Annotated in this window: 19 protein-coding genes; 12 read left to right on the top strand and 7 right to left on the bottom strand. The window is 48.6% G+C overall.

Features of this window, described 5'->3' with window-relative positions; all coding sequences use genetic code 11:
* Position 1 precedes the first annotated feature (1 nt).
* Complete coding sequence (locus NBZ79_RS13580) at positions 2–871, top strand: LpxL/LpxP family acyltransferase (protein ID WP_251933015.1); 870 nt, start codon at positions 2–4, stop codon at positions 869–871.
* Between the two features lie 23 nt (positions 872–894).
* On the opposite strand, the gene NBZ79_RS13575 is transcribed toward NBZ79_RS13580, so the two are convergent.
* Complete coding sequence (locus tag NBZ79_RS13575) at positions 895–1,962, bottom strand: Leu/Phe/Val dehydrogenase (RefSeq protein WP_251933014.1); 1,068 nt, start codon at positions 1,960–1,962, stop codon at positions 895–897.
* A gap of 222 nt (positions 1,963–2,184) precedes the next feature.
* On the bottom strand, positions 2,185–3,294 hold the full coding sequence (locus NBZ79_RS13570) for an NAD(P)/FAD-dependent oxidoreductase (RefSeq protein WP_251933013.1): 1,110 nt from the start codon (positions 3,292–3,294) through the stop codon (positions 2,185–2,187).
* 79 nt (positions 3,295–3,373) lie between these two features.
* Between NBZ79_RS13570 and NBZ79_RS13565 the strand changes: the two genes are divergently transcribed.
* The 8 genes from NBZ79_RS13565 to NBZ79_RS13530 all read left to right on the top strand — a co-directional run bounded on the left by NBZ79_RS13565 (position 3,374) and on the right by NBZ79_RS13530 (position 10,037).
* Entirely contained in the window at positions 3,374–4,372 is a 999-nt protein-coding gene (locus NBZ79_RS13565) for a DUF3179 domain-containing protein (RefSeq protein ID WP_251933012.1), read from the top strand.
* Positions 4,373–4,524: 152 nt separating this feature from the next.
* On the top strand, positions 4,525–5,406 hold the full coding sequence (locus NBZ79_RS13560) for a division plane positioning ATPase MipZ (RefSeq protein ID WP_251933011.1): 882 nt from the start codon (positions 4,525–4,527) through the stop codon (positions 5,404–5,406).
* Positions 5,403–5,747, top strand: a complete 345-nt coding sequence (locus tag NBZ79_RS13555) for an ArsR/SmtB family transcription factor (RefSeq protein WP_251933010.1) — start codon at positions 5,403–5,405, stop codon at positions 5,745–5,747. Before NBZ79_RS13560 ends, NBZ79_RS13555 begins: the two co-directional genes overlap by 4 nt.
* A gap of 129 nt (positions 5,748–5,876) precedes the next feature.
* Positions 5,877–6,944 carry a permease gene (locus tag NBZ79_RS13550; RefSeq protein WP_251933009.1) on the top strand — a complete coding sequence of 356 codons (1,068 nt, stop codon included), beginning with the start codon at positions 5,877–5,879 and terminating at the stop codon, positions 6,942–6,944.
* 282 nt (positions 6,945–7,226) lie between these two features.
* The gene (locus NBZ79_RS13545) at positions 7,227–7,595 is read left to right on the top strand and encodes a hypothetical protein (RefSeq protein WP_251933008.1); all 369 of its coding nucleotides are present in this window, start codon (positions 7,227–7,229) and stop codon (positions 7,593–7,595) included.
* Between the two features lie 107 nt (positions 7,596–7,702).
* Positions 7,703–9,037 carry an MFS transporter gene (locus tag NBZ79_RS13540; protein ID WP_251933007.1) on the top strand — a complete coding sequence of 445 codons (1,335 nt, stop codon included), beginning with the start codon at positions 7,703–7,705 and terminating at the stop codon, positions 9,035–9,037.
* Between the two features lie 175 nt (positions 9,038–9,212).
* The gene (locus NBZ79_RS13535) at positions 9,213–9,707 is read left to right on the top strand and encodes a DUF302 domain-containing protein (RefSeq protein ID WP_251933006.1); all 495 of its coding nucleotides are present in this window, start codon (positions 9,213–9,215) and stop codon (positions 9,705–9,707) included.
* A 39-nt stretch (positions 9,708–9,746) separates the two neighbouring features.
* Complete coding sequence (locus NBZ79_RS13530; RefSeq protein WP_251933005.1) at positions 9,747–10,037, top strand: DUF1330 domain-containing protein; 291 nt, start codon at positions 9,747–9,749, stop codon at positions 10,035–10,037.
* Here the strand turns inward: NBZ79_RS13530 and NBZ79_RS13525 are convergent.
* On the bottom strand, positions 10,012–10,458 hold the full coding sequence (locus NBZ79_RS13525) for a hypothetical protein (RefSeq protein WP_251933004.1): 447 nt from the start codon (positions 10,456–10,458) through the stop codon (positions 10,012–10,014). The two genes, NBZ79_RS13530 and NBZ79_RS13525, sit on opposite strands and share 26 nt — an antisense overlap.
* Entirely contained in the window at positions 10,455–10,706 is a 252-nt protein-coding gene (locus NBZ79_RS13520) for a hypothetical protein (protein ID WP_251933003.1), read from the bottom strand. The genes NBZ79_RS13525 and NBZ79_RS13520 overlap by 4 nt, the downstream gene beginning before the upstream one ends.
* A gap of 149 nt (positions 10,707–10,855) precedes the next feature.
* On the opposite strand from NBZ79_RS13520, the gene NBZ79_RS13515 reads away from it, so the two are divergent.
* From NBZ79_RS13515 to NBZ79_RS13505, 3 genes are read left to right on the top strand one after another with little or no spacing between them, the layout of a single operon-like run.
* The gene (locus tag NBZ79_RS13515; protein ID WP_251933002.1) at positions 10,856–11,227 is read left to right on the top strand and encodes a VOC family protein; all 372 of its coding nucleotides are present in this window, start codon (positions 10,856–10,858) and stop codon (positions 11,225–11,227) included.
* 24 nt (positions 11,228–11,251) lie between these two features.
* A complete protein-coding gene (locus tag NBZ79_RS13510) occupies positions 11,252–11,824 on the top strand; it encodes a hypothetical protein (protein WP_251933001.1) in 573 nt (190 codons plus the stop codon).
* The gene (locus tag NBZ79_RS13505; protein WP_251933000.1) at positions 11,821–12,102 is read left to right on the top strand and encodes a hypothetical protein; all 282 of its coding nucleotides are present in this window, start codon (positions 11,821–11,823) and stop codon (positions 12,100–12,102) included. Before NBZ79_RS13510 ends, NBZ79_RS13505 begins: the two co-directional genes overlap by 4 nt.
* Before the next feature lie 27 nt (positions 12,103–12,129).
* Here the strand turns inward: NBZ79_RS13505 and pgmG are convergent, their stop codons facing one another.
* From pgmG to galU, 3 genes are read right to left on the bottom strand one after another with little or no spacing between them, the layout of a single operon-like run.
* Positions 12,130–13,509, bottom strand: a complete 1,380-nt coding sequence (pgmG, locus tag NBZ79_RS13500; protein WP_251932999.1) for a phosphoglucomutase/phosphomannomutase PgmG — start codon at positions 13,507–13,509, stop codon at positions 12,130–12,132.
* 31 nt (positions 13,510–13,540) lie between these two features.
* Positions 13,541–14,851 carry a UDP-glucose dehydrogenase family protein gene (locus NBZ79_RS13495; protein WP_251932998.1) on the bottom strand — a complete coding sequence of 437 codons (1,311 nt, stop codon included), beginning with the start codon at positions 14,849–14,851 and terminating at the stop codon, positions 13,541–13,543.
* A 43-nt stretch (positions 14,852–14,894) separates the two neighbouring features.
* Positions 14,895–15,767, bottom strand: coding sequence for a UTP--glucose-1-phosphate uridylyltransferase GalU (gene galU, locus NBZ79_RS13490; protein WP_251932997.1), 873 nt, complete (start codon positions 15,765–15,767; stop codon positions 14,895–14,897).
* Between the last annotated feature and the right edge of the window lies 1 nt (position 15,768).

The following is a 15,768-nucleotide window of genomic DNA, read 5'->3' as shown; positions in this document are numbered from 1 at the left end:
CATGGAAAAAATATCCTTTCGGTATCGAGCTGAATATGCGGCGCTTCGATCTATATTCTGGATTTTCGAACGGTTAGGGCGCGAAAAAGCCTCGGCTTTCGGTGGATGGCTTGCCCGCAAGATCGGCATACGCCTGTCGGTGCATCGGCTCGCCCATGATAACATGAAGCGGGCACTGCCAGGCCTCAGTGAAGCCGAAATGCAAGCAGCCTTGCTGAAAATGTGGGATAATCTGGGGCGTAATATTGCAGAAATACCGTTTTTGCAATCCCTTCTGGATAATCCTGAGGCAGTTGAGCTTGTCGGTGCGGAATATATGGACACACAAGTTGCCAGTGGTAAATCGGCGTTTTTTGTAACGGCGCATTATGGACCCTGGGAGCTGGTTCAAGTGGTTGGAAAATACATCAAGAACCATTCTGTCGTCCTGTATAGAGCGGCAAACAATCCGCTGGTGGAAGCCTATTTTCAGGCGATGCGGCTGGATCCGGATAATCAGTTTTATTCAAAAGGCCGAGAAGGCGCCAAGGCGATGTTACGAGCCGTCAGGGACGGGCGGGCTATTGGTTTGCTGAATGACCAGAAACTAAACGGGGGTATCTCGGTTCCTTTTTTCGGGCGAGAGGCGATGACAGCGCCGGCGATCGCCGAGATTGCGCGCAAAATGGAGATCCCAATCTACCCGATGAAGGTTGAGCGGTTGGAAAATGGCCGCTTCAGGGCGACCGTATCTCCGGCTTTGGATCTACCGAGATCCGAGGACCGGGATGCTGATATCTATGAAATCTTGAAAAGGATCAACGAAGTCTATGAAGACTGGATAACAGAACGCCCGGATCACTGGTTCTGGGTTCATAATCGCTGGCCATGAGACCCAAAAAGGCGGCAGGGGCGTTACCCTGCCATGGCCAGTTGACTATTTTCGACTTTCACTTTTTCAATGCGTTCAATGGCGATGCGGTCGGCGACGTCTGCCGTCGGGATATTTTCCTGTTCCGCACGTGTAAAGATTTTTATGGACGTGTCATAGATGCCCGCGATGTCTTTCATTGCTTTCTTCTTATCATAGTTGGGGCCCTCATGGCTGATGACAATGATTCCGCCGGCGTTGATCGCATAATCGGGCGCATATAAAATACCCCTGTTCATCAAATCCGTAGCGTGGCGGGCTTCGGCAAGCTGGTTGTTGGCAGCACCGGCCACAACCTTCGCCTTTAACCTTGGGATTGTCTGGTCATTGAGGACAGCCCCTAAGGCACATGGCGCGAATATATCAACGTCTTGATGAAAGATGTCATCACTATAGACTGCTTTTGCGCCAAGTTTCTGGACGGCTTTCTCGACCGAGGGGCTGTGGATATCGGTAACGACAAGGTCAGCACCGGCTTTGGCAAGATGCTCGCATAATCCGTATCCGACATTACCCAAACCTTGCACCGCAACTTTTAAGCCATGAAGGGTATCTTTCTTGTATCTGAAATGAGCAGCAGCTTTCAGGCCGTTAAAAACACCCCATGCTGTTGCCGGGGAGGGGTTGCCGACATTTCCTTCACCGATACCGGCGATATGCGGTGTTTCCTGCCGGGCGATTTCAAGATCTTCAACCGTCGTCCCCACATCTTCGGCAGCAATGTAACTGCCATTAAGTTGGTGAACAGCCCGGCCAAAGGCCGCGAACAATTCCTCGGTTTTATGTTCCCGGGCATTGCCGATAATGACAGATTTTCCGCCGCCAAGATTCAAGCCGGCCAGCGAGGATTTATATGTCATGCCACGAGAGAGACGTAAAACATCATCAATAGCGTCTTCTTCACTGGCATATTCCCACATCCGGGTGCCGCCAAGGGCTGGACCCAACGTCGTGTCGTGAACGGCTATGATAGCTTTTAAATTTGATTTTTTGTCATGAAAAAACAGGACGCTTTCATGATCGTCGAACTCATTAGGAGTAAAAATTGCCATATCAATTTCCCATAATTTTCAGCTGTATAATAGACCGTTAATAATGAATTTTTCCTAAATACGAGAAAAAGCAATTCAAATTTGATGGGATTTTGAAATTCGCAGTATACTTGCGTGGAACCTTGATTAGATGGAAAATATACGTCGAATAGGGGTCAGTTCACGCAACAAAAATTCCGGCTGAATTTAGGACCGGAGCGGAATTATTCACATTTCGGCGATTCACAGGCGGTTTGATTTGTCCAATAAATCAGCAACGACGTCCCCTATTTTCAAACTGGAGGTCAGGCCGGGACTTTCCATTCCGAATAAATTAACGAGACCTGCTAAGCCATGAATATGCGCGTCGTCGATTTGAAAATCTTTCATTATGTCTGTCGGTGACTGGATTTTTGGCCGGATGCCGGCATAGGCGGGAATAAGACTATTGTCAGGAAGCGCCGGCCAATATCGCCGGATGGCGTCGTAGAACCCGTCGGCTCGCGCAGGGTCCACTTCATAATCAATATGGTCGATCCATTCCTGATCGGGGCCGAAACGGATTTGCCCTGCTTGATCCAGGGTCACGTGTATGCCCAGACTGGCTGAATTGGGAACCGGGTATATGAGCCGTGAAAAAGGGGACGGGGCATTCATGGTGAAATAGCTACCCTTGGTCAAATAACGCGTCGGTATGTGCTCAGCGGGCAAATCCTTGATCGCCGCCGCTACCTCCTGTGCGTAAAGACCTGCAGAATTGATCAGATTATGGCAAATGATGTCCGTGTCGCCGCTGGTGACCAGGAAACCCTCTTTATATCTCTTCGCGCTCTCGAAAGCGGCGTTGTAGGCAATTGACCCGCCATGATCCTCTATCTCGCCGACATAGGCCAGCATCAACTGATGGCTATCAATTGTTCCGGTGGAAGGAGACAGGAGGGCGGCAACCGATTGTAAGGCCGGTTCCATCGCTTGAACCTGATCCCGCCCAAGCATTTCGAGATCCATCACGCCATTGGCGACGGCTTTTCCCATGATTGTGTCAAGGATCGGGATTTCATCCTCATGGGTTGCGACAATCAGTTTGCCGGTTTTATGGTGGGGCAGGTGATGACGGCGGCAATATTCATACAGCATTTCCTTTCCCTCCACGCAGTACTGTGCTTTCAGACTGCCTTTCGGATAGTAAATTCCGGCATGGATGACCTCACTGTTTCGAGAGGATGTTTCGCTACCAAAATGCGCCGCTCTTTCCAGGATAAGGACATCGCTGCCTCGGACACTCAAAGACCGGGCGATGGCCAGGCCGATCACGCCGGCCCCGATGATTATGTTTTCGACATCATATGACATATGTTTTCGATAGCAGTTTTTGAGATGGATCACAAAGGCTTGATTTTGCAGGAGCTCCATAACCCTCTAGATTTTTTACATGAAGTTTTTGAAATGCATCTTGTTGTTACCCTTGGCCGTCATGATGTTGGCGCCGGCCTTGGCATGGGCTGATCCGGATTTCTGGTCCGGACAATGGCCCAACACAAATTTCGACAAAACCGAAATTGATTATCGGGAAATCCTGTCTGGCGGTGTCCCCAAAGATGGCATTCCCGCCATTGACAGCCCCAAATTTATACCCGTGGCAGAGGCCGGTCACCTAACGGCAACCGAGCCGGTCATTGGCGTGATTGTAGATGGTGAAGCGAAAGCTTATCCGCTGCAGGTTCTGATGTGGCACGAGATTGTTAATGATGAGATAGCTGGTATTCCCATTTCAGTAACCTTTTGCCCCTTATGTAATGCGTCGCTGGTTTTTGACCGACGGGTGGATGATCCGGAACGAGGAGAGATGGTTCTGGATTTCGGAACCACCGGGAAACTCAGGAACTCTGATTTAGTGATGTATGACCGACAGACGGAAAGCTGGTGGCAGCAGTTTTTAGGCCGTGCCATAGTTGGTGATTTAACCGGTTTAGAACTCAAAATGATCCCGGTTAGAATCGAATCTTTCGCGAAATTTAAGGAAAGAGCACCGCAAGGCAGTGTTCTCATTCCGGAAGATGATGGTTTTCGGCGCTATGGGATGAACCCATATCAGGGCTATGACAGTCTTCATCATCCGTTCTTATATGAAGGCGCGGTGCCCGATGAAGTCGCCCCCCTGGCGCGGGTTGTTGTTGCGGAAAAACAAGCCTGGGCTCTCGACTATTTGCGGTCTGTCAAACGCATAGAGACGCCTGATGGTTTAGTTATAACTTGGGAAAAAGGGCAGAATTCAGCCCTTGATGCAGCTGTCATTGGAGAAGGCGTTGATATTGGGAATGTGACGGTTCAACGCAAAATGAAAGATGGGTATGAAGACGTTTTATACACTGTCGATTTCGCTTTTGCACATTTCGCCTTTCATCCAGAGACGCCAATTGTTACCAAATAATTGGCGGGTATTTTTATCTTTTAATCACTTCTTAAAATTCATCGGATTAAGGTGCTTGTCATGTTTCAGTGGCTGGTTTACTTAATCAGGTGCACCAATCAATGCGACGGAACTCAATCTTAGATAGTGGGATTTGCGGGGAGCGAGAGAACGTGTCTAACGTGACAGTAACTGTGGAAAAATCAACACCTGAGATCGATGCCCAGCCGACACGCGCGCATATTATCGTAGTCGGAAATGCAAAGGGTGGCTCTGGTAAATCAACAACCGCCATGCATGTGGTCGTATCGCTCCTGACATTGGGCTTTAAAGTCGGCGTCGTCGATCTTGATGGTAAACAGAAGACGTTGGGCAGATATATTGAGAACCGGCAGGGCTATGTAACCAAGAACAATCTTGATTTGCCAATGCCGTCTTTAAAGGTGATTGAACCAAGTCCGAAAAAGAATATGGACGAGGCGCAAAGCGATGAACGGTCCCGGTTTGTTGCGGCGCTACAGGATCTTGTCTATGAAAATAACTTCGTTGTCATTGATTGCCCCGGTGCGGACAGCTTTATCTCAAAGCTTGGGCATTCTTTTGCAGATACGCTTCTGACTCCCATGAATGACAGCTTTATCGACCTGGATTTGTTGGCAAAAATTGACGAGACCACAATGGAAGTACAGCGCCCCAGCTGGTACAGCGAAATGGTCTGGGAACAACGCAAGCGGCGGGCTCTTATCGACAAGCACAAGATTGACTGGGTTGTCATGCGTAACCGGCTGTCCCATACGGATGCCCATAATAAACGGCATATTGAAAAAATTCTGTCCAAGCTGGCCTCGCGCATTTCGTTTCGCGCAGCTCCGGGTTTTGGAGAACGGGTCATTTTCAGGGAGCTTTTCCTGAAGGGCCTGACCATGTTGGACTTGAATAAGAAAGGCGTTGGCATCAGAATGTCCATGAGCCATGTAGCCGCCCGACATGAATTGCGACATTTGATAAAGTCGCTGGAACTGCCGGGACTTGAAGATAAAGTTGAAAATCTGTGAAATCTGAGCCAGTAGACGAACGGCACGCTGAAATTCTACAAACTGAGGAAGCTGCGCTTGCTTTAAGCAAACTTGGACATCCCGTTCGCCTGTGTATCGTACAGTATCTTGTGCAGGCGGGAGAGGAGGGATTGGCCGTCGGCGAGATACAGTCTCTTTTGGGAATTCCGGGATCAACCTTGTCCCATCATATCTCGCATTTGTTGGCTGGCGGCTTGATTACCCAGGAGCGGCAAAGCCGGGTGCTAAGATGCTTTATGAATTTCGAGAGAATGAACGGTTTGGTAGCGCTGCTTACCGATAAATGCTGCGCCGGTGTTGATCTAACCGACATCAAGTAATTTACCCTATCTAACTTATTGTTTAATAAGTATTTTATATTATTTCGATAATTATCGAAATATAGGCTTGAAAATTTTCAGGGAAAGCGTAATATCTCATAATAGTTCGAATATACTGGAAATAACGATATGTCTATGAATGAAATCCTGCCGTCCTTATTGCAAACACGATCCCGCATCTGGTCGTTTTTGACGGATAAAGTTATTCTCGCCTGTTTCGCAGTGATCCTGTTGCAGCTGGTCATTGATCCGGTACAGGTGCCGGATAGCTTGGTCTTTTTGGGCAACGCGCTTGTGTCAATGGCACCGTTTTTCCTGATTGCCGTCGGTCTAGCTGCTTATTTTCAAGCATCCGGAGCCGACGGTTATATTGCCAAAGCCTTCTCCGGATCGCCTGTTACGGCTATATTTGCAGCGTCGCTGGTAGGCGCCTTGTCGCCCTTTTGCTCCTGCGGTGTAATCCCGCTGGTTGCGTCATTGCTGGTTGCAGGGGTTCCATTGGCCCCGGTTATGGCCTTCTGGATCGCATCACCGATTATGGACCCTGAGATCTTTGTCCTGACGTCCGTCGGCATTGGCGTCGGCTTTGCCAGCGGAAAAACGGTTATCGCCATTGCATTGGGCCTGTTCGCAGGATTTGCGATTTTCCTGCTACAGAAGCGCGGCGCAATTCAGAACCCTTTACGCGCTGATATGCCCGGAGGATGCCGTCCGAAGCTTGATTTGAAAGGCCCCGTCCATGTTCACTGGCAAATCTGGTCTGATCAGGACCGGCGGACAGTGTTTACTGAATCCGGACTCTCCAATGGTTGGTTGATCGGACGCTGGCTGGTTCTGGCCTTCCTTCTTGAAGCCATAATGGTGACGTATATTCCGACAACTTTTGTTGAAGACCTGGTGGGGCAGGAAAATCTCTTTGCCATTCCGCTAGCGGTGTTGATAGGTATTCCCAGTTATCTAAATGGCTATGCGGCTATTCCCTTGGTGAGTGGCTTGCTGGAGTTGGGGATGTCGCAAGGGGCAGCCATGGCGTTCATGACAGCCGGAGCGGTTTCGTCCATCCCGGCAGCGGTTGCGGTTTTCGGTCTGGTGAAACGGGAAGTATTTGCGCTTTACCTGGTGCTCGGATTTACAGGATCGATTCTGACCGGACTGCTGTGGCAGTATATGTCTCAAATCCTCTATCAATTTCTCTGAAATCAGCATGAATTTCAAATATATATGATCGAAAAATCAAATCACAATGGATTGAGAAGACGTGATAAACTGATTATAGAAGGATAAAAAACGGCTGATTTTAGCCAGTTTGAACCAAGATTTCCTCATAATTGAATCTAATTTTTAACTAAATAATATTTTAGATAAATGCTGTATATCGATTGTTAACCTTTCCTCTTTATATTAGTAAATGTAGCGATAGTTTCAGAGAATTTCCCGTCGGTTAGGATCTGGAATGGTTTCGCGGAAAAGGAGGAGCGTATGTTAAACTTTGTTGAATATACTACCCAATCGGCACTTCGTAACGCCGGCATGCGCTCTGTCATTTCTTTTGGAATTGCACTGCTATTCTTCGCAGCCACGTTGGTTTCATTCCAAGTGACAGACGCATCCGCCCAAAGCGCATGTTTTGAGCGAACCGCACTCATGAAACATTTGAGTGGAAAGTTTGAGGAAGCGCCCGTCGCTGCCGGTCTTGCGGCGAATGGTAGCGTGCTTGAAGTATTTTCAAGCCCTGACGGTGTTACCTGGACGATTGTACTGACCCAGCCCAATGGCGCCACTTGCGTCATGGCATCCGGGGAATCCTGGATGGGCATGAAGAAGCCTAAAAAAGATAAAGTCAGTTAGTTTCATATACAGCGTTTTTTGAAGCGCGTAGCGTATTGTAAGGCTTCAAATGTGTATATGAGGAAAAGAGCCGGGCCTCCTTGAGGTCCGGCTTTTTATTTTGGAAGATGGCTGGATTTTGTAAATCAAAATCAGTAGGCTTTTCTTATTATCTCTTACGACATTGGATTTTTAATATTTCTTCCAAGACCATAAAACGGCGCAATATTGTTTCTGCGGCTATCGGGAATACCCTTGAATGGTATGATTTTGCTGTTTATGGGACAATGGCTCCTATTATCGGAAAGCTGTTTTTCCCGGATGATGATCCCTTCACCTCACTTCTTGCGGCTTTTGGTGTTTTTGCCATTGGCTATATTGCCCGCCCTTTGGGCGGTGTTCTGCTGGGTCATATGGCAGATAAAATCGGTCGCAAGCCAGCATTGATCCTCTCAGTTTCCATGATGGGAATTGGATCTACGGCCATTGGTTTTCTGCCGACACACGCTGAAATCGGCGCCACAGCAGCTATTTTGCTCATCCTGCTCCGTATCCTTCAAGGGTTATCGGTTGGTGGTGAATATCCAGGTTCCATTGTTTTTCTTGCGGAACATTCGTCAGACAACAATCGCGCCTTTAACACCAGCTGGCCGATGTTTGGCAGTGTGGTCGGCTTTCTTCTTGGATCTGCCCTTTGTTCCTTGTTTAGCAATATATTGGGAACTGCTGAATTCCAGGCCTGGGGATGGCGTATTCCCTTTTTGTTTGGGGCGCTCATTGCCATTTGCGCCATACTGTTCCGTCGCCATATGACGGAACCCAGCTATTTTTCTGATGCCACACCGCTGAATACATTTCCGTTTATCGCCGCTCTTCGCGATCACTGGCGGGCGATCGTACAAATTGTCTGTTTGTCGCTGGTGAATGCTGTCGGGTTTTATCTGCTTTGGGTTTATGCCATATCCTACCTGACCGAACAGATGCATGTGTCAACAACCGATGCTCTGGATATCAACACATTGAGCCTGATAATCATGCTTCCTGTTATTACGTTCAGCGCGATATTGTCCGACCGGATTGGCCGAAAACCGCTCTTGTATTTTGTCGCAGTTGGGTCATTGGTCTTTTCCTGGCCGTTATGGTGGATGATGCACCACCAGAGTTTTGCCTTTATTCTGATGGGGCAGGTGGGCTTCGCACTCCTCTTTGGCGCCGGCTACTCGGGGTTATCCGCGGTCATGGTTGAAATTCTTCCAACCGGTGTGCGCTGCAGCGCTTCCGGTATCGGTTATAACCTGTGCCTCGGAATATTTGGCGGAACGACGCCACTGGTTGCGACTTATCTTCTGGAACGCACATCAGACGATTTCTCACCCGTTTATTATCTCATGGCAACGGCTGTCATTTCGCTTATTGCTACCTTCTTTATAGCAGAGACTGCCCGTAAACCGTTACCTGGCTAACGGGTGAGATCAGAAGGATTTCTATGGATGGCATATTTGCCAGTCGAAAATTCACGTTCTCGTGCAAAGGGGCAGGTGCCCTTGCAGCCATAAAAAAAGATAGGCTAGAATGGCGATAACGTCTGTCTGTCGAAAAAGGGTTCTTTCGGCCTCACCTCATCCAAAGGAGATAAAAATGCTGGATCGCATAACATGCAAGATGATTGTCCTGTTGACGCTGGTAGTGGTCTCATTTCCAGCAATGCAGGCACATGCTCAAGGAGAGGGGCTGGTTATCAAACAAAGTGACTTTGGAGTGACCAAAACACTAGACCGCCTCGGTATGGCGCTAGAAAGAAAGGGTATTAAGGTTTTTGCGCGGATCGATCATGCCAAAGGTGCCGAAAGTGTCGGTTTGGAACTGCCGCCAACCTCCCTGATTATTTTTGGTAATCCGAAAATGGGGACACCGTTGATGGCGTCCAATCCTGCCATTGGTCTGGATCTACCGTTGAAGGCAATCGCCTGGAAAGACGGTGATGGTACCGTGAAACTTGCCTATACAGAGCCGTCGTGGTTGGCGAAGCGGTATGGAATATCTGATCGTGACAAGGTGTTTAAGATGATGACCGGTGCATTGGATAAATTCACTGATATGGCAACGACGCGCGGTGCGCTTCCGGCTCAGTAGCGGTCTTTTGGGGCAGAATAATAAAAATAGGAGTATGTTATGGTTGCGTATGTTGCGGTTCATGTAAATGTCAAGAATCCAGAGAAATTCGCCGAATATGGCCAGGCAGCAGGGCCGACTGTTGCCTCACATGGAGGTGTCTTTACCCATCGTGCGCTGGTTCAGGAAACCCTTGCCGGTGATGCCGCTTATAACAGGTTTGCTGTGATCGAGTTCCCGGATGTTGAGATGGCGCGTAACTGGTATAACAGCCCCGAATATCAGGCATTGATTCCGCTGAGAACCGAAGGGGCAGACGTGCTTTTTACGCTGGCTGAACCCCCAAGCTAGGTTTTTGGTTTGCGGTAACGGGAGCGTCTCCCTGCGTGGTAGGGAGCAGGAAGATCCTGCGCGCCAAATCCGATTGCAAACGGTCAGATGTGTACAAATTGCCTAACGCATTTTTGCTCATCAAGTCCGGATTTTCAGAAACGAAGCTGTCAAAATCTGATGTTCCGGCAGTTGCCATTCGCTCCGCAATCAGGCTCATGAAAGCATAGGTGATTGTCGTGTTGAATTTCTGGGGTGCGCCCGCTTTGGCGGCCAGCGTCTTGATGCCTTTTGCATAGATTGCCACCGCATCCGTAAAGTCGTATTTGCACAGCAAATCGTGAGCAACCCGCACATGATCTGCATGGCGAAACGTTGCGTTGTCCAGTTCGTGGGCTTCGAAGAAGCGGGTTATTTCCGCATAATTCTGCATCGTGGTCATGAATCTGATTCCGTTAGTTTATGGCTGTCTTCAGCACTGATTTTTAAATCGTAAACGCTTTTTAACTGCTCGATTTTCCGGCAGGTTTCTTTCGAAAAGGGCGGCTTTCCTTCAAAGCAATGCAAGGCCATTCCTTCGACAAGATCGCCGACCGTGATATCAAGATGCTCAGCAAGGCCCTTGAGTACCTTCAGCAGTTTTTTTTCAATACGGATGCCCGTTTGAACGCGTTCAATTGATTTTTTCATACTGTTATATATGTACCAATATAACATATTGTCAAGGCAAAATCTCTTTTCATGGGTCGGTTTATTTCTTTGCCGATCAATGATAGATATTAGTGAGGCAGATACATCAATGCCGCCTACAAGAACGGCAGCAATAAAAAGGAAACGAAATGATTGGTTACGTTACGCTTGGAACGAACGATATTGATAAATCCACCGCATTTTATGACGAATTATTGAGCGAGATCGAAGCAAAGCGCATCATGACAGATGCGCATATCCGGATTTGGAGTACGGCTCCGGGCGCAGCTATGCTGTCGGTTATAAAACCGTATAATGGGGAAGCGGCAACAGTCGGGAATGGCACCATGGTCGCCCTTGCAGTAGACACAGCAGAGAATGTCGCCAAACTGCACGCAAAAGCCTTGGCGTTAGGTGGACAGGACGAGGGGGCGCCGGGCCCACGAGGAGATGGCAAAATGATTTTTGGTTATTGCCGTGACCTGGAAGGAAACAAGCTTGCATTTTATTGCAGAGCCTAAAGGAAAGGCGAGGGGAGGAGCATTTTGCTGAGAACTTTATCGCAAGTTGTTGCTGCAATTGTAGTTGCGGGTACTCTGATTGGTGCCAATCCCGTTCTTGCTGATATCACGGTGATTTATGAAACACAGGGCCAAAATCTGTTTCGGTTCCAGGTGCCGGATGAGTGGGAAATTCGGCCCGGTTTTGAGGTAGACCCGTCGGTTTTGGAGGATGATGAAGATCCGGTTGCCAGGATTGTCTCACTGCTTCCGCAAGAAGAAAAACTGGTTATGTGGACTGCGTTATGGGCACCAACCGGGGTCAATCAACTCTCAGAGGCTAAGGAGTATATTCAGGATGTCGCACCGAGATTACTTTCTGAAGTCCAGATTACCTTTCGCGATGACCGAACGATCAATGGTCGCAAAGGGCGGATAGTCAGCGGGACAGGGATACGCAATGACCGCGAATTTGACTTTGCCCTGGTTGCCATCCAGATAAGCGAAAACCGTGTTGCCTTTGCCGCATTTATCGGGGAACCTGAGGCATATGACCGACACGAAAAAGAACTGATCGGTGTTTTGAATTCCATAAAACCAGAAGGAGAGCCCCAATGAGACGGCTACTTCTCGGTTTTGTTGTTCTGGTCCTTTCAGGCTGTACGTCTTGGGGCGTTTATTATGGTGGTGGGTATTCTTACGACTATGGATTCCGGTATGGTATCTATGACGCGCATTATGATTACGACGTGGATGTTGATGTGAACCGTCCGGATCGTCCGGACCGACCTAAGCCGCCGCCCGGAATCAAGCCAGACCGACCGACGACGCTTCCAGCGAAAGCGCCGCCAAGGCCGTCATCCCGACCGTCCCGGCCTCCGCGCCGCATGCGTTAGTTTTATGGGCCGGACAATGCTGCAGATCTAGAAGTCCGGCGCCGAGATATTGGCTTTTTCCAAGCTCGCCTGTAATTGTATTTTCAACCGGGCCAGGCCAGCTTCATCGGCGGCTTCACAGCGCGCAACAAGGACAGCTTGCGTGTTGGATGCCCGCAGGAGCCACCACCCATCTTCCGTATTGACGCGAACACCGTCGATATCAGAAAAATTGGCACCAGCAGCCGCCAGATCCGCTTTTATTCGCGTGACGGCATCGAATTTTTCGCTATCCGGACAATCAAAGCGGAGTTCCGGTGTGTTGATCATTTCCGGCAGCTGGTCTCGCATATTCTCGAGCGATGTATCCGTGGCAACCAGGATGTTCATTAGCCTCAAGGCTACATATAACGCGTCGTCAAACCCGTAATAATGATCGTTGTAGAAAATATGCCCGCTCATCTCTCCAGCAAGCGGTGCCTTTACTTCCTGCATCTTGGATTTGATCAAGGAATGCCCGGTCTTCCACATGATGGGCGTGCCGCCCAGTTTTTCAACCGCATCGAATAGGATCTGGCTTGCCTTCACGTCTGCGATAATAGCGGCGCCAGGCCGGGTTGCCAGAACTTCCCGGGCAAGAATTGCGAGGAGTTGATCCCCCCATAAAATACGCCCCAGACCATCAACAACACCAATACGATCACCGTCGCCGTCAAAGGCTATTCCTAAATCTGCATCAACACCTTTGACGGTTCGGATTAGATCTTGCAGGTTTTCCTCGACCGTTGGGTCGGGGTGGTGATTGGGAAAAGTACCATCAATTTCCTCATACAGCAGCAAATGTCGGCCGGGCAATTCTGAGACGACTTTTCGCAGCACCTCGCCGGTTGCGCCATTACCGCAATCCCAAACGATGGAAAGATCGCGTCCGGGGTTAAAATCCTTTAGAAGGCGCTGAACATATTTGGCTATCAACGGACTGTCGACTGACTTGCCGGATCCGATAGCAAAGTCTCCTTTAGCACAGAGGGCACCCAATTCCTGTATCTGAGAGCCGTAAAATGATTTGCCATCAAGCATCATTTTAAATCCATTATGGCTTGGTGGATTATGCGAGCCCGTGATCATGATCCCGCCGCCAGCATTAAGTTCATATGTCGCATAATACAGCATGGGTGTCGGGCCCATGCCGATGTCAAAAACATCAATTCCCGTGGACGTAAGCCCTTCAATCAGAGCTTTTTTCATAGGCGGGGATGTTTCCCGGCCATCGCAGCCGACAGCAATATTGGATTGCCCGATTTGCGTCAAAAAAGTTCCGAATGCCCGGCCGATCGCTGTGGCATCCGCTTCGAACAAGGTTTCCCCGACTATACCACGAATGTCATATTCCCGCAGAATGCTGGGATCAAAGTTATGTGCCGTCATCTTCGTTTCACTTTCTCAAATATAACTCAATTTATGTCGTCGGGCGGCCGATACTTTCGTAAGTAAAACCATACCCTCTCATCTCCGCAGGATCATAAATATTCCGTAGGTCAATCATGATAGGCGCTTTCATTAGGGATTTTACCTTATCCATATTGAGCGCTCGAAATTCGTTCCATTCTGTAATAAGGACCAAAGCATCTGCGTTTTCCAATGTTGCATAAGAATTTTCACAAAATTCCACGCCTGATAACAGTTCCTTTGCTTCCTTCATACCTTCAGGGTCATAGGCTTTTATCGAAGCACCGGCAGAAATCAGCTCCGGAATGATATCAAGGCTTGGGCTTTCCCTCATGTCGTCGGTATTGGGTTTGAACGTCAAACCCAGCACAGCGATCGTCAAAGTGGAAACAGAACCGCCACATGCTGCAATAACCCGGGCCGCCATGTCCTTTTTACGCTTTTCATTAACATCGATAACTGTTTCGACAATATTGAGAGGCACACCGGCCATGGATGATGTTTCAAAAAGGGCTCGGGTATCTTTAGGAAAGCAGGATCCACCAAAGCCGGGTCCGGGGTGCAGGAATTTTCCACCAATGCGGCCGTCAAGGCCTATTCCCTTCGCAACGTCATGAACATTTGCGCCAACCCGTTCGCATAAATCTGCCATTTCGTTGATAAAGGTGATCTTCATGGCGAGAAACGCATTTCCGGCATATTTGGTGAGCTCGGCACTTTCGCGACTGGTAAATACAATCGGCGTTTGAAACAAGGATAGCGGTCTGTAAATAGATGCCATTACATCCTTTGCTTCGTCGGCGGTTACACCAACAATAACCCGGTCCGGCCGCATAAAATCCTCTATCGCTGCACCTTCACGTAAAAATTCGGGGTTAGAAACAACATCAAACTGAGCTTTTGGATTTGTCTCGCGGATAATCTTGTCAACTTTTTCTCCTGTACCGACTGGAACAGTTGATTTGTTGACAACCACCGTGTACCCGCTCAAGTTTTGAGCGATGTCTTTTGCTGCGGCATAGACGTAAGTCAGATCGGCTTGACCATCTCCACGGCGGCTTGGTGTCCCGACAGCGATGAATACAGCTTCAGCCGTGGAAACAGCCTTTTGCAAATTTGTATCAAAGTTAAGATGGCCGGCCTTATAGTTTTTAATGACGAGATCTTCCAGTCCCGGTTCGAAAATAGGAATTTTACCCTTTTTCAAACCCTCGATTTTTTGAGTATCCATATCGATACAAATCACGTCGTGGCCGAATTCAGAGAAACAGGCACCTGATACTAATCCAACATATCCGGTTCCAATTACGGCAATACGCATCGTTTCTTCTCCGATAGGTAATCAAAAATCGTAAAGGTGATCTCTACGTAAAGCTTTTTACAATATCACGAACAGCTGAACTCATTTCAGGCCGCTCAAGCGCGAAAGCAATATTTGCCTCCAGGAAGCCGATTTTATCACCACAGTCGAAGCGCGTCCCCTCAAATTTCATACCGTAAAAAGGATCATCACCGAGCAAGGAAGCCAAAGCGTCCGTAAGCTGGATTTCATTACCGGCACCGCGTGTCTGATTTTCCAAAAGACTGAAGATTTTTGGCTCCAGAATATATCGTCCTATAACTGCCAGATCCGAAGGCGCGTCTGCGGGGTCCGGTTTTTCGATCAAGCCTAAAATATTAACCAACTGGTCGCTTACCTTGCCTGGACTAACAATACCGTAACGCGACGTATGTTCATGGGGGATATCCATGACGGCCAGCATATTTCCGCCCCCGGCTTTTTCCCGCGCCGCCGTCATCTGGGCAAGACAAGATGTTTTTGAAAGAATAAGATCGTCAGCCAGAATAACCGCAAATGGTTCGTTGCCGATCAGGCGTTTGGCACACCAAACCGCATGACCAAGGCCCAGCGGCTCTTGCTGTCTTACATAAGCGACACTACCGGCGACGGGTATTCCGTCGAGTAATTCTTCAAGAAGATCATGCTTACATCTTTCTGTCAGCACAGCTTCCAACTCATGAGATCGATCAAAATGATCCTCGATTATTGTTTTCCCGCGACCTGTAACAAAAATAAATTCTTCGATCCCGGCGTCTCGGGCTTCTTCCACTGCATATTGGATGAGTGGTTTATCGACAACAGGGAGCATTTCTTTTGGCATCGCTTTTGTTGCCGGCAGGAATCTTGTTCCCAAACCGCCGACAGGAAAGACGGCTTTGCGCACTATTTTTGACATT

Origin of the sequence: Sneathiella marina, assembly GCF_023746535.1 — a bacterium.
GTDB classification, from domain to species: Bacteria; Pseudomonadota; Alphaproteobacteria; order Sneathiellales; family Sneathiellaceae; genus Sneathiella; species Sneathiella marina.
This window is presented reverse-complemented; position numbering and strand designations above follow the sequence as displayed.

Excerpts from the sequence above, each read along its gene's own strand:
- NBZ79_RS13580 (WP_251933015.1), top strand. The coding sequence starts at position 2 with ATGGAAAAAATATCCTTTCGGTATCGAGCTGAATATGCGGCGCTTCGA.
- NBZ79_RS13575 (WP_251933014.1), bottom strand. The coding sequence starts at position 1,962 with ATGGCAATTTTTACTCCTAATGAGTTCGACGATCATGAAAGCGTCCTG.
- NBZ79_RS13570 (WP_251933013.1), bottom strand. The coding sequence starts at position 3,294 with ATGTCATATGATGTCGAAAACATAATCATCGGGGCCGGCGTGATCGGC.
- NBZ79_RS13565 (WP_251933012.1), top strand. The coding sequence starts at position 3,374 with ATGAAGTTTTTGAAATGCATCTTGTTGTTACCCTTGGCCGTCATGATG.
- NBZ79_RS13550 (WP_251933009.1), top strand. The coding sequence starts at position 5,877 with ATGTCTATGAATGAAATCCTGCCGTCCTTATTGCAAACACGATCCCGC.
- NBZ79_RS13545 (WP_251933008.1), top strand. The coding sequence starts at position 7,227 with ATGTTAAACTTTGTTGAATATACTACCCAATCGGCACTTCGTAACGCC.
- NBZ79_RS13540 (WP_251933007.1), top strand. The coding sequence starts at position 7,703 with ATGGCTGGATTTTGTAAATCAAAATCAGTAGGCTTTTCTTATTATCTC.
- NBZ79_RS13535 (WP_251933006.1), top strand. The coding sequence starts at position 9,213 with ATGCTGGATCGCATAACATGCAAGATGATTGTCCTGTTGACGCTGGTA.
- NBZ79_RS13530 (WP_251933005.1), top strand. The coding sequence starts at position 9,747 with ATGGTTGCGTATGTTGCGGTTCATGTAAATGTCAAGAATCCAGAGAAA.
- NBZ79_RS13525 (WP_251933004.1), bottom strand. The coding sequence starts at position 10,458 with ATGACCACGATGCAGAATTATGCGGAAATAACCCGCTTCTTCGAAGCC.
- NBZ79_RS13520 (WP_251933003.1), bottom strand. The coding sequence starts at position 10,706 with ATGAAAAAATCAATTGAACGCGTTCAAACGGGCATCCGTATTGAAAAA.
- NBZ79_RS13515 (WP_251933002.1), top strand. The coding sequence starts at position 10,856 with ATGATTGGTTACGTTACGCTTGGAACGAACGATATTGATAAATCCACC.
- NBZ79_RS13505 (WP_251933000.1), top strand. The coding sequence starts at position 11,821 with ATGAGACGGCTACTTCTCGGTTTTGTTGTTCTGGTCCTTTCAGGCTGT.
- pgmG (WP_251932999.1), bottom strand. The coding sequence starts at position 13,509 with ATGACGGCACATAACTTTGATCCCAGCATTCTGCGGGAATATGACATT.
- NBZ79_RS13495 (WP_251932998.1), bottom strand. The coding sequence starts at position 14,851 with ATGCGTATTGCCGTAATTGGAACCGGATATGTTGGATTAGTATCAGGT.
- galU (WP_251932997.1), bottom strand. The coding sequence starts at position 15,767 with ATGTCAAAAATAGTGCGCAAAGCCGTCTTTCCTGTCGGCGGTTTGGGA.